Annotated in this window: 10 protein-coding genes; 6 read left to right on the forward strand and 4 right to left on the reverse strand. The window is 53.7% G+C overall.

The annotated features are described in order from the left end of the window. Positions 1–52: 52 nt before the first annotated feature. Both ACS5NO_RS22300 and ACS5NO_RS22305 read left to right on the forward strand, forming a co-directional pair. The gene (locus ACS5NO_RS22300) at positions 53–946 is read left to right on the forward strand and encodes an ROK family protein (RefSeq protein ID WP_439417186.1); all 894 of its coding nucleotides are present in this window, start codon (positions 53–55) and stop codon (positions 944–946) included. Positions 947–1,003: 57 nt separating this feature from the next. Then, positions 1,004–1,564 carry a D-sedoheptulose-7-phosphate isomerase gene (locus tag ACS5NO_RS22305; protein WP_439417187.1) on the forward strand — a complete coding sequence of 187 codons (561 nt, stop codon included), beginning with the start codon at positions 1,004–1,006 and terminating at the stop codon, positions 1,562–1,564. 94 nt (positions 1,565–1,658) lie between these two features. Here the strand turns inward: ACS5NO_RS22305 and ACS5NO_RS22310 are convergent, their stop codons facing one another. Continuing rightward, the gene (locus ACS5NO_RS22310) at positions 1,659–2,369 is read right to left on the reverse strand and encodes a sulfite oxidase-like oxidoreductase (protein WP_114408835.1); all 711 of its coding nucleotides are present in this window, start codon (positions 2,367–2,369) and stop codon (positions 1,659–1,661) included. A 73-nt stretch (positions 2,370–2,442) separates the two neighbouring features. On the opposite strand from ACS5NO_RS22310, the gene ACS5NO_RS22315 reads away from it, so the two are divergent. Both ACS5NO_RS22315 and ACS5NO_RS22320 read left to right on the forward strand, forming a co-directional pair. Then, entirely contained in the window at positions 2,443–3,318 is an 876-nt protein-coding gene (locus ACS5NO_RS22315; protein ID WP_439417188.1) for a LytR/AlgR family response regulator transcription factor, read from the forward strand. Between the two features lie 110 nt (positions 3,319–3,428). Then, positions 3,429–4,169 carry a DUF8737 domain-containing protein gene (locus tag ACS5NO_RS22320; RefSeq protein ID WP_439417189.1) on the forward strand — a complete coding sequence of 247 codons (741 nt, stop codon included), beginning with the start codon at positions 3,429–3,431 and terminating at the stop codon, positions 4,167–4,169. Positions 4,170–4,606: 437 nt separating this feature from the next. On the opposite strand, the gene ACS5NO_RS22325 is transcribed toward ACS5NO_RS22320, so the two are convergent. Then, positions 4,607–7,141, reverse strand: coding sequence for a YfhO family protein (locus ACS5NO_RS22325; protein ID WP_439417190.1), 2,535 nt, complete (start codon positions 7,139–7,141; stop codon positions 4,607–4,609). 87 nt (positions 7,142–7,228) lie between these two features. Next, positions 7,229–8,137, reverse strand: coding sequence for an LEA/WHy family protein (locus ACS5NO_RS22330; protein ID WP_150874367.1), 909 nt, complete (start codon positions 8,135–8,137; stop codon positions 7,229–7,231). A gap of 100 nt (positions 8,138–8,237) precedes the next feature. On the opposite strand from ACS5NO_RS22330, the gene ACS5NO_RS22335 reads away from it, so the two are divergent. Then, positions 8,238–8,798, forward strand: a complete 561-nt coding sequence (locus ACS5NO_RS22335) for a Uma2 family endonuclease (protein ID WP_439417191.1) — start codon at positions 8,238–8,240, stop codon at positions 8,796–8,798. Positions 8,799–8,804: 6 nt separating this feature from the next. Here ACS5NO_RS22335 and ACS5NO_RS22340 read toward each other — a convergent pair whose 3' ends face one another. Then, on the reverse strand, positions 8,805–11,228 hold the full coding sequence (locus ACS5NO_RS22340) for an endonuclease MutS2 (RefSeq protein WP_439417192.1): 2,424 nt from the start codon (positions 11,226–11,228) through the stop codon (positions 8,805–8,807). Positions 11,229–11,407: 179 nt separating this feature from the next. On the opposite strand from ACS5NO_RS22340, the gene ACS5NO_RS22345 reads away from it, so the two are divergent. Next, complete coding sequence (locus tag ACS5NO_RS22345; protein WP_439417193.1) at positions 11,408–12,289, forward strand: hydroxymethylglutaryl-CoA lyase; 882 nt, start codon at positions 11,408–11,410, stop codon at positions 12,287–12,289. Positions 12,290–12,297 lie beyond the last annotated feature (8 nt).

The following is a 12,297-nucleotide window of genomic DNA, read 5'->3' on the forward strand; positions in this document are numbered from 1 at the left end:
ATCGCCTGACCATCTATTCCTACGCATGGCAGATTGAGTTCCGCCCAACAGAATGAATCTTGGCATTGAAATTGGCGGTACCAAACTGCAACTCGTAGCGGGTGAAGCAACCACCCTTCGGCACCATTTCCGGTTTGCGGTCGATAAGTCCCGCGGGGCCGCCGGTATTTTAGCCCACATCGACGACACCCTCCGGCAACTTCCCGAACCCATTCAAACCATTGGCGTTGGGTTCGGCGGACCGGTCGATACCCAAACCGGCCGGATCGCGACTTCTCACCAGATCGAAGGCTGGGCCGGTTTTGGCCTGGGCGAGTGGCTGCGGCAGCGGACAGCGGCCCAGCGGATTCGGGTGGAAAACGACGCCAATGTGGCGGCCCTTGGTGAGGCCCTGCACGGCGCCGGGCGCACCTTCCGGCAGGTTTTCTACGTAACACTCGGCAGTGGCGTTGGGGGTGGCCTGGTGATCGACGGGCAAATTTACCACGGAATGCCACCGGGCGAAACCGAAATCGGTCACCTTCGGCTCGATAAAACCGGCACCACCCTGGAGTCGGTCTGTTCCGGCTGGGCCGTCGACCGCGAAATCCGCGAAGCACTGACCAACCTGCCCCCGGACTCAATTCTGAAGAAAGTGGTTGGCGCGGCCCAAACCGGTGAAGCCCGGTTTTTACGGGAAGCGTTCGACCGGGGCGATCCGACGGCCCAGCGAATCTTCGGGCGGCTGGCCGACGATCTGGCGTTCGGGCTCTCACACGTCGTACATCTGTTGCATCCGGACGTTATTGTGCTGGGTGGTGGCCTGTCGCTGACCGGCGAACCCCTGCGGTCGGCGGTCGAGCAACGATTGCCGGCCTACCTGATGGGCGCTTTTCAACCCGGCCCCGCGGTTCGGCTGGCAGAACTGGGCGAAAATACCGTGCCGATTGGCGCGTTGAGTTTATAAATGAATAACCGGACGTTCGGTTCAACAACCCTCTACTACTTCAATCTTATACTTGGTATGCAAACGTATTTTGAACAGTATCTTGTTCACCACCAGGCGGCTATCGACTCCATCCCGGTCGGGCGAGTGGAACGAATCGTCAAACTGCTGAAAACCTGCTGGGAAGAAGACCGCCAGTTTTTCGTTTTTGGCAACGGCGGTAGCGCGGCCAATGCCTCCCATTTCATTACGGATCTGGGAAAAGGCGCTTCCGACCGGCTCGGCAAGCGGTTTCGCTGCCTGTCGCTGAACGACAATACCGCCTGGATCACGGCCCTCGGCAACGATTATTCCTACGACGATGTGTTTGTGGGGCAGTTGCAAAACTACGCCCGGCCCGGCGATCTGGTGCTGACGATGAGTGTCAGCGGCAGTTCGCCCAACCTGGTGAAAGCCGTGCAGTGGGCCAATGAGCACGAACTCACGACGGTGGCCCTCGTCGGCGGCAAACGCGGCATCCTCGCCGACCTCGCCCACGAAGTGATCGCCATTGATTCGGTTCATTACGGTCGCGTGGAAGACGCCCACATGACGATCTGCCACATGCTGTGCTACGCTTTCATGGAGAACTCCATTTGAGTTAAGAGTTATGAGTTAAGAATGAAGACATACAGATTGCATTGCGTCAACCAACCGCGTGAACGGCCCCGTTTTCATTCTTAACTCATAACTCTTAACTGTATCTGTCATTCCGCCACGGGTAAGCCGTATTAGAATAACCGCGTTCTTCCCAGAAACCCAGGCGGTTTCCGGCCAGAAACTCGATGCGTTTGATCCATTTGGAGCCTTTCCAGGCGTAAAGCTGGGGCGTAATCATGCGAACCGGCCCGCCGTGTTCAAGGGGAAGCGGCTCCCCCTCAACGGTGTGAACCAGCAGGACGTCGGATTTGAGGGCTTCTTCCAGCGCGATGTTGGTCGAATAGCCATCAAAACCGTAGCACATGACGTGCGTGGCGGTTTCTTTCGGCATCACCAGCGCGGCCAGATCCGCAAACCGGACGCCCACCCACGGCACATCCAGCTTCGACCAGGTCGTTACACAGTGAAAATCACTCACATCCTCCGTTTGGGGTAGCGCCATGAAATCCGCCCATTTCAGCCGGATCGGCTGTTCGACTTCGCCGTCGATGGCCAATTGCCACTTGTCCAGCGGAATGTTTGGTTGGTAGCCCAGGTCAAGAACCGGCCATTTTTTCGTAACCGTCTGGCTTTTTGGTATCTTCGGCATCCCGTGGCGGTTCGGCGGACCAGACCCCAGGGGTTTTTCGTCGGTCATCGACGGTGTATTCTGAATGGCTTCCTCAAACCGGCGTTTCAGCTTCATGCGGGCGTCGATGATGCGGTCGAGTTTATCAGCATTTGGGGCGGTTTCGTTCGGCTCCATGCGTTTTTAGTTTGATGAATAACGGCCCGTAAGCCGTTCTGGTTTATAGACAAAAAAGGCAACTGAAACCATCATGGAGCCGTTAAGCCGCCGACAACACGGTTTTTTGCTGCTAATTCTGGTTCCGCTTCTGGCAACGATCGCGTCGCACGTCGTTTTTTACCGGCATTTTCCGTGGCAGTCGGCATATCGTTTTCCGACGGCTAACTTTCTGACGGTTGCCACGGTTATGCTCTCGTGCTGGTCGGTCAATGTACTCATTTTCCGGCATTTCGACCGCCGTTTGTCGTTTTCCTACAACCCTACGCGACGCATCGGGCGGCAATTTGTAGTGGGCGGTTTGGCTACGTTGCTGACGTTTTCGGTTGTTTTCCCCTGTGCCATCCGGCTGTATTCCGGTTTCTGGCCCAATTCGATTCAACTTGCGTCCGGTATTTTTGTCTGCATCACCATCGCCACGTTGGTCAACGGCGGCTACGTCGTGCTGTATCTGCTCCAGGCCTTTCGGCTCGAAAAACAGTCGGCGACGGAAGCCATCAACCGCAAATTAAACCACTTGCAGCCGCTTGGTCAACCGGTTTTGGATCCAGCCCTTTTGATCGACGCCGGTTCCCGCCAGTTCCGGTTGCGCCCCGACGAAATCGCCTATTTCTTCTCGACACAGGGCGTGGTTCTGCTGGTCAAAACCGATGGACAGCAACTGACCACGAATTACAACTCCTTTTCCCGGCTGGAAAGTTTACTTCCTGAAGGCTATTTTTTCCAGTTGAACCGCCAGTTTATCGTTTCGCTGGCGGCCATTCGAACGGTGCAGGACGATAGCAACCGCAAGCTCCGGGTGACGCTGACCCCGGCTTTGCACCGGAACCAACCCGAAGAAACCGTAACGGTCAGCCGCTACCGGAACGCTGAGTTTAAAAAGTGGCTGCAACAGGTGGCCGCTGGTTGACCCTTCATCCCCGGTTTCCGTACCATTCGTTGAATCGGGTCCGAAAACCGTTCCAAAAACCGTTTTGGCGGCCTTGTTTTGCAGCATCCAACAAAAAGCGGTCAACAACAATGGTACGCAATCTTTCACACCTTTCCGAAAACCCGCCCCTCTGGCTGAGCCTCGGTTTCGGCGGAATTCTGATCCTCACCTTAGCGGTTTTCTATACCGCTCTTCGCAAAGCCATCCCGACCAGGGCTGGTTTTATCTTTATGGGTATGATCCTCTGGCTGATGGTTTTGCTGGTCCTGGCCCAACGGCGGTTTTTCCTGAACATCGACGCCGTTCCGCCCCGTTTTCTGCTGGCGATTGCCCCACCGCTGCTGGTCATTCTGGGATTGTTTTTTACGAAACCCGGACGCATTTTTCTGGATCAGTTGCCAATTCCAACACTGACGTTTCTGAACACGATTCGGATTCCGGTGGAGCTGGCGTTGTACGGTTTATTCGTTTACCAGCAAATTCCGGAAGTCATGACGTTCGAGGGACGGAATTTCGATATTCTGGCGGGCATCACAGCTCCGCTGGCGGGTTATTGGGCTTCGAAAAACCGACCAGCCGACCACCGGAAGCTCCTGATTTGGAACCTCCTGGCTTTGGCCCTCTTGGTCAATATTGTCGGTCATGCCATCGTATCCGCGCCCACTCCCGTTCAGCAATTGGCTTTCGACCAACCCAACGTTGGCGTATTGAAATTTCCGTTCGTGGGTTTGCCCGGTCTGGTGGTTCCAATGGTTTTGCTCGGTCATCTGGTTTCGATCCGGCAATTGACCCGCAAAATGAAAAACGCCCCAGCTAACATTGCCTTTTAAACCGGCCAAAAATGCCGTTAGGCAGGACCATTTTGTAGAAAATAGTCGTTTGTTGTCTGAACCGCCCATCAATGCCGTTAGACATGGCCTTTTTGTAGAAAAGGTGGTTTGATCCGCCAATGCCGTTAGGCATGACCATTTTGTAGAAATTGCACTACGTTACCAGGTAGTAAGTTCCGTAGGAACGATTCATTTGACTAGTGCATGAAATGGGCCGTTCCTACCGAACTTGCACGTTTTTCTTCCAGGCTTCTGCTACAAAATGTTCATGCCTAACGGCATTTCTGATCGGTTCAGACAACAAACGACTATTTTCTACAAAATGGTCGTGCCTAACGGCAGTCATTTTTGGCCGTTTCAGACAATAAACAACTATTTCATTTCTGACCGGTTTAAACGGCATTGACGGGTGTTTTAAACCGGCTTTTCTCCGATTTTCACACCGGTTTTTTCCGGTTTTCGATAAAAACCGCCGTTCCGATAAACGCGATGATCAATAACGAACACACCAGATCGACCACTTTACCGACGCGGATCGAAACCGGATCGAATTTGAAAACGATCGTGTGTTTTCCGGCCGGAACGCGCATGGCCCGCAACACATAATTCGCCCGCAGGTGCGGCACTTCCTTGCCGTCGATGGTGGCCTGCCATTCACCGCGAACGTTGTAATAGATTTCGGAGAAAACCGCCAACTGCTCGCTGGTCGCGTTGCTTTCGTAGATCAGTTCATTCGGTTTGTAACTGGTCAGGCGAATCGAATTGGCCGCCGAATCGGGCTGGATTTTCAAGCCGGTCAACTGTTCGGCAAACCGCTGATCGACCACGGCGGCTTTGGCGGTATTCAGGCTGTCGAGGGCTTGCATTTCCTCGTTGGCATTCGGAACCAGCCGGTAAGTCTCCACGAACCACGCATTGCCCAGTGCCCCCGGATTCCGTTGCGCCACCGGTGGCCCCGGTGCCTGCTGTGGGTTAGCAGATTGAAGCTGCGTAATGAAATACTTCGTATTCAGCATATTGATGACGTTCATCGCATTGGGTGCCGTCTGGGGTTCCCGCAAATTCCGGTAAAGCTGAAACTCCGCCAACTCTTGGTACCGGCGCAGTTTGGCCGCGTGATAGCCTCCCAGCGACTTGTGGAAATACGACGCTTTGGCGTCGCTCATGAAGCTGGCGGTCAGGTCGAGCACCCGGAAATCGAGGGCTTTGTCGGCCAGAATCTGCTCGTCGGCAGCCGTTGGCGTAATCGTCTCCTGAATCGCCTGTTTGCTCACAAAATCATCGTTGTTGAAATATCGCTTGTCGACGTTGAAGAGGTCAAAAATCATCAGTGCCAGCAAAACCGGGTAGAAAACGAGGGGTTTGATGCGATCGCGAACGAATAGCCAGATTAGCCCACCGACCAGCAAAATCAAAATGGCCGACCGGAAAGCGTCGGAACGCAACATGCCGATGCGGTCGTCGACCATCGCGGAAATCACCTGTTCGGCCAGCGGTTTACTTTGCAGACCCTGCTCCAGATTGTTCAGCATCATCTCGTCGTTGCTGCCCCGGAAGCTTTGAAAAACCGTGGGTGCCAGGGCCATCAGCAGCGAGAAACCGGCGGTTGCGCCCAAACTGATCAGCAACGGGCGGTTGAGTTGAGCCGGTGAATATTTTTTATCGACAATCTCTTTCAGGGCCAGAATGCCGAGCAGCACCAGCGGCAACTGCGCCAGCGTGAGCGTCATCGTGACCGCCCGAAACTTGTTGAAAGCCGGGAAATAGTCGAAAAAGGCGTAATTGAACGCCGGAAAGTTTTTGCCCCAGGCCCAGGCAATGTACAGAAAAGCGATGCCGAGCGCCCACCATTTCAGCCGACCGGGAACGATCAGCAAACCGAGTACGAACAGGAAAATGACAATGGCTCCCGCATAGGCCGGACCGCTCTGGCTATACAGATTTCCGTGATACATCGGCAATTGCTGCACAAACTGTTGAGCATTGCCCGGATCGACACCGATGCCGGTCATTTTTTTGTAGGTCTCCGAGTCCGTCGTGAGCGAACTGACGGAAGGGCCACCGGCGTAATTGGGAATGAGCAGCGTAAAGGTTTCGCCAATGCCGTAGCTGTACTGAAACGCGTAGTCTTTCCCCAAACCGTCTTCGGGGGTCGTAGCCGCAGCGGCTGGCGCACCGGGTTCTGCTTTGGGTGTTATGGTCAGTTCGGATTTTCCACGCGTCGTAACGGTCACGTAATCAGCGGCATTCCAGAGCCGGGTGGTATGCGTCCCAACGGCGAGAACAGCCGCAACACCCAGTGCCGACAACGCCAGCAGGAGTTGGCGGACACGCCCTTCCCGGATGGCGACCACGCTCTCGATCAGGACATAGATGATGATGCCAAAGGCGAGATAATACGTGATCTGTACGTGGTTGGCGTAGAGTTCAAGACCCAGAAACAAAGCCGCCAGCGCGGCTCCGGCGAGGTATCGACCCCGCAAGGCCAGGATAACGCCCCCCAGAATACCCGGCGCGTAGGCCAGAGCCAGAATTTTTGAAACGTGACCTGCTTCCAGACTCAATAAGGTGTAGGAGGCAAAACTATACGCAATGGCTCCCAGGGCCGACAGCCAGACGTTGACGCCCAACGCAAGCATGAGCACAAAACCGCCCACCATCATCAGCCAGATGTAGTTGGCCGGGTCGGGAAGCAGCAAATTGATGTATTGACCGAGTTTGTGGGTAAGGCTGGTGGGATAGTCCCCGGAAATCATGTAGGCGGGCATTCCGCCGAACATGCTGTTGGTCCACCACGCCCATTCGCCGGTTTGTTTGTGGTACTCGACCACTTCGCGACCAGCCGCAACGGACTGAATGATATCGTGTTGATTCAATCGTTTGCCCTTCAAAACGGGCGAGCAATACAGCACAGCCAGAACTGCAAACCCAATGACGGCAACTAAATGAGGAAGAAAGCGTTTAAAATTCATACAATCGTTAGGAATACGAAGCGCAGCGCAGCGATGAAATAACGAGTAAAGAAACGCTTTTTTCCAACACGGCGGAAACTCCGTCCGTCACTTTTTCAGTTCTTTGAGGTCCGCCAGGGTGCCTTTGATGCGGTTTACGATTCGGCTGTCGTCCAACGCACTGTTGCCATCCGGGCTGATCATCTTGCTCCGGAATTCAATCAGATAATTCGTATTCTTCTTGTCGAACAACGCTTTCAGGGCGACGTTGTCGAACTTTCCGGGTTTGAGTGTCACCGGAAACACCACGGGCGTAACGGCCTGCTCTTTGATGAGGATGGGTTCCGGCTGGCTTCCTTCCGCAACCACATCGCCGTCGATGCTGACAATGTAGTGGGTATCTTTAAAATTCAGAGGGAATTTGTTCCGGTTTCCAATCGCCACCTTTGCAGCCAGATCCGTCTGCTTCAGGCTAATTTTACCGAAATCGATAGCCGTTACCTTGATGGTTGGAAGGTAAAGCGTCGGTAGCTTTTTCTCGGTTTTGACCGAAAACGTCCGCTGTCCCAAAACCGGCACGTCCAGATCGAAGGTTGACCGAATGGTGTAAACCGTACTATCGGCGTTTTGCTGGTCCAATTGCTTCAGAACGTTCATAAACCGCTTGTAAAGCAGCTTGACCGGCAGCGTAACCAGGGTACTGTCGCCAGCCTCCAGTTCAACGGTTTTGCGGTAGCTGTCTTTCATGACCAAGGCTGTGTCGATATACACTTCATAATCGACGCGCTTTGCCTTGAAACCGACCGGCAACGGATTGTCGATCAGGAGCTTCATGTTCATCGTAAGCTGGTCGTCGTCAATGTCGGTAATCAGAAAAGAGGCCAGTTCCAGCCGGGGGGTCAACACGGTTCCGTGGGGTTCATCGGCGGCTCGTTTCTGCTGACGCTGGTACCAGATATAAGCGCCGATGAAGCCGATCAGCAGCAGGCCCAGCGCAATCAATCCTCCTTTTTTCATCGTGTTGAGTTACTTGTCGGGTACTAAACCGTCTTACTATGAGACTGTTTACCAAGTATTCACTATTTTTAGGGAAGCAGAAATTTAGAAAACAGCCTTGATGACGGTTTTACAACAAAGACGGTATACATTCAAAGAATACGAGGAGTTTGAAAAAGAAGTCGATGCTCGCTATGAATACATGGATGGCGAGATATTCAAACTGACAGAAACGACCAAACGGCAGAATACAATTGTGCTATCGTTTTCGAGTCTTCTGTATCCTGTCGCCCGAAAAAACGGCTGCGCAGTATTTATCAATAGTATCAAGCTAAAACTAAAAACCGGCGAAAAATACGTTTATCCGGATGTAATTTACACCTGCGAACCCGCCGATCTGGCCGATGATTCAGAGACGGTTGTGCAGTCTCCCAGCTTGTTGATCGAAGTGTTTTCCGAGTCTTCGCAACGGTACGACATCCACGATAAACGACTTGAGTATTTCAAAATACCGTCACTCCAGTATTATTTGCTGGTGTCTCAAAAGCACTACGGCGTTGAACTGTATGAACGCTCCGCCGATTTCTGGAAATACACGATTTATGACGGTCTGGACGCCAAAATCGAGTTGGAGAAATTGGGGGTTACGATGACACTGGCAGAGATCTACGAAGGTATCTGAATTGTATCATTTCATCTTCACTACCGTCACCCCAGCCCCGCCCCGGTCGACATGTTCGTCCTGCATGGACGTCACCTGCGGGAAGGTTCGCAGGTGATTCCGCACCAGCGTCCGCAAAATACCGTCGCCTTTACCGTGTACGATCCGGAGTTCGGCGTAGCCCAGCATCAGGCCGTTGTTGATAAAATTATCCAGTTCCACCATCGCTTCCTCGCCCCGCTGCCCCCGGATGTCAAGGTTGAAACTGAAGTTCATCATCTTCTCGTTCAGGTCGATCCCCTGCATTTTGGGTCGGGCGGTTTCACCAACGGCTTCACGATAAACTTTGCGACTGACTTTCTCCAGCCGGTTGAGTTTGATGGTTGATTTTAGGTCGCCGATCCGGATTTCGACGTCTTTTCCGCGCAACGCCAGCACCTCGCCAATCGTCGATTGCCCTTTGATCTGCACGAAACTGCCCACGGCGATGGCCCCCGATTCGGGCAAAAACTCCTCCGGTTCGACCTTTTCCGGTTTCTTACGAACGTCCTCCACCAGCGTTTCCGGCTTCAGTTCTTTTTTGTCAAATTGCTCCAGTTCCTGCCGAACCAGCCGCGTCATATCCCGCTCGGCCTTGTTTTCCTTGATTTCCCGAATGGTATTTTCAATCCGCTGATTGGCCTCGGCCACCAGCGCTTTGGCTTTTTGCTTGGCTTCGTTCAGCAGCCGTTTCTGGTCGTTGTCGAGCCGGGTTTTCAGCGCGTTGGTTTCGGCCAGTTGCTGGGCCAGTTTGCGCTGATTGATCCCGACTTCCATGTTTTTTTCGGCAAACACCCGCTTCTCGATGTCCAGTTCTTTCAACAGTTTTTCGAGGTTCACCTGCTGCGAACCCAGCTTTTCCTTGGCCCGGTCGATCAGCGGTTTGGGCAATCCGATTTTCGAGGCAATTTCGAACGCAAACGAACTGCCGGGCCGACCTATTTCGAGTTCATAGAGCGGTTCAAGGTGTTCGCCGTCAAACCGCATCGCGCCGTTGACCAGCCCCGTCGTTTTGTCGGCAAAGAGTTTGAGGTTGGTGTAGTGCGTGTTCACAACGCCATACGCGCCGGACTTGGTGAGTTCTTCCAGAATGGCTTCGGCAATGGCCCCGCCTAGCCCGGGTTCGGTGCCGGTTCCAAACTCATCAATCAGAAACAGCGTTTTGCGGTTCGCAAAGGTCACAAACGCCTTCATGCTGGTCAGGTGCGAGCTGTAGGTACTGAGGTCATTTTCCAGCGATTGCTCGTCGCCAATGTCGATGAACAGGTTTTGGAAAATACCCGCCGTGGAGCCTTCGATCACAGGAATGAGCAAACCGCTCTGAATCATGTATTGCAGCAAGCCAATCGTTTTGAGTGCCACCGACTTCCCCCCCGCGTTGGGTCCCGAAATAATCAGAATCCGCTGGCCCGAATCGAGCAGTAGGTTCAACGGAACCACTTTTTTACCCTGCTTCTGAAACGACAGATGCAGCAGCGGGTGCCGCGCCTGAAGCCAGTCGACCAGCGGCTGGTTGACCAGTTTCGGCATACCAGCGTCGATTTGCAGGGCAAATTTGGCTTTCGCCCGGATGAAGTCGATCAATCCCAGAAAGGTAGTAGCGCGTTGTAATTCAGGCAGGTATGGACGAAGCAGGGCGGTCAGCTCGCGCAGGATGCGGGCCACTTCACGCCGTTCTTCGTACTCCATTTCGCGGATTTCGTTGTTGGCATCGAAGACTTCCGCCGGTTCAATAAAAACCGTCTGCCCGGTGGCCGACTCATCATGGATGAAGCCCTTCAACCGCCGTTTGTGTTCGGCCGAAATCGGAATCACGACGCGGCCGTTTCGGATCGTCATCGAAATATCATCCGGCATCCAGCCCTGCTGGCGGGCGTTTCGCATAATTCCATCCAGCTTTTTGCGCAAGCCTGCCTGTTCGCTGATGATCCGACGGCGAATGGTAGCGAGTTCCGGTGAGGCATTATCACGGACGTGGCCCCGGTCGTCGATGACGCGTTCGATGGCTTCGGTCAGCTTTTTGTCCACCGTGATGGCGTCGGCGAGTTCGTTCAGATACGGGTAGACTTCTTTTTCTTTTCCGGCCAGAAACCGCAGACAAAGCTGGATGGTCCGAAGCGTCAGTTTCAGGTCAAAAAACTCCTCTTCGGTGAGCATCATGCCCTCGATCCGGACTTTGGCGAGTTGCGGGCGAATGTCGAGGTAGTTGGACGACGGAAATTCCGGCTCATACTGCACGATGGTCTTGAACTCGGCCACCTGCCGGAGCATCTTGTCGATTAGTTGGAAATTGTCGGAAAACCGGATTTTATCAACATACGACTGCCCCAGCGGGCTGATACAAGCCTGCCGCAGCAAGTCGCGGATTTTATCGAAACCTAATTTTTGTTCAAATGAATCGGGATAGAGCATTTGTTGTTCTTCTGGTTGTTACGTACCTGCGGCCGGAGCGTCGGGGTACGTGAAATAACACCGGCGACGGAAAAGCAGTTCGATTCTTTTTTTCGTAAAAACCGCAAAACTACACATTGAACGGCAATTACCGGTTCAGAACCGGCTACCTTTCGTTCAATTACCGCATCTTGACAACCATGAATTCGTTTAAATTGATCGAATGTCCCCGCGACGCGATGCAGGGCCTTCCCGGTTTTATCCCGACAACCGACAAAATCCGGTATTTGAACGCGCTGCTGCGGGTGGGATTCGACACGCTCGATTTTGGCAGTTTTGTGTCCCCCAAAGCCATTCCGCAGCTACGCGACACGGCGGAGGTGCTGGCTGGTCTGGACCTGAGTGAAACCAAAACGAAGTTACTCGCCATCATCGCCAACGTACGCGGGGCGGAGCAAGCGGTTTCGTTTCCCGAAATTCAGTACCTCGGTTTTCCGCTGTCGGTCTCCGAAACGTTTCAACTCCGCAACACCAACAAAACCATCGAACAGGCGTTTGCGGAGGTAGAAGCCATTCAGCACCTGTGCGTTGCCCACCAAAAGCAGTTGGTCGTTTATCTGTCGATGGGTTTTGGCAATCCGTATGGCGACCCGTACAATCCCGAGCTAATTGGACAATTTACAGAACGGCTGATTCAGACCGGCATCGAAATCATTGCGCCGTCCGATACCGTCGGTTCGTCGACACCCGAAAGCATCGAGACCTTGTTCCGGTATTTGCTGGCCACGTTTCCGGCCATTGAGTTCGGCGCCCACCTGCACGCCCGGCCGGAGCAGGTTACCGAAAAAGTGAAGGCAGCTTTGCGGGCGGGGGTTCGGCGCATTGACGGGGCCTTGCACGGACTGGGCGGCTGCCCGATGGCTGCGGATGACCTGACCGGTAACCTGCCAACGGAACATATTATTTATTTACTTGATAAAGAAGGTATTGCTACCGGAATTAATCAAAACCGCCTGGCCGAAGCATTGGTTTTATCCTCCGAAATTCTCAATACGCACGAACCGCCGGGCGGCCCCGTTTAGTCCGTAAA

Origin of the sequence: Larkinella fluvii, from assembly GCF_051857545.1 — a bacterium.
Lineage (GTDB): Bacteria > Bacteroidota > Bacteroidia > Cytophagales > Spirosomataceae > Larkinella.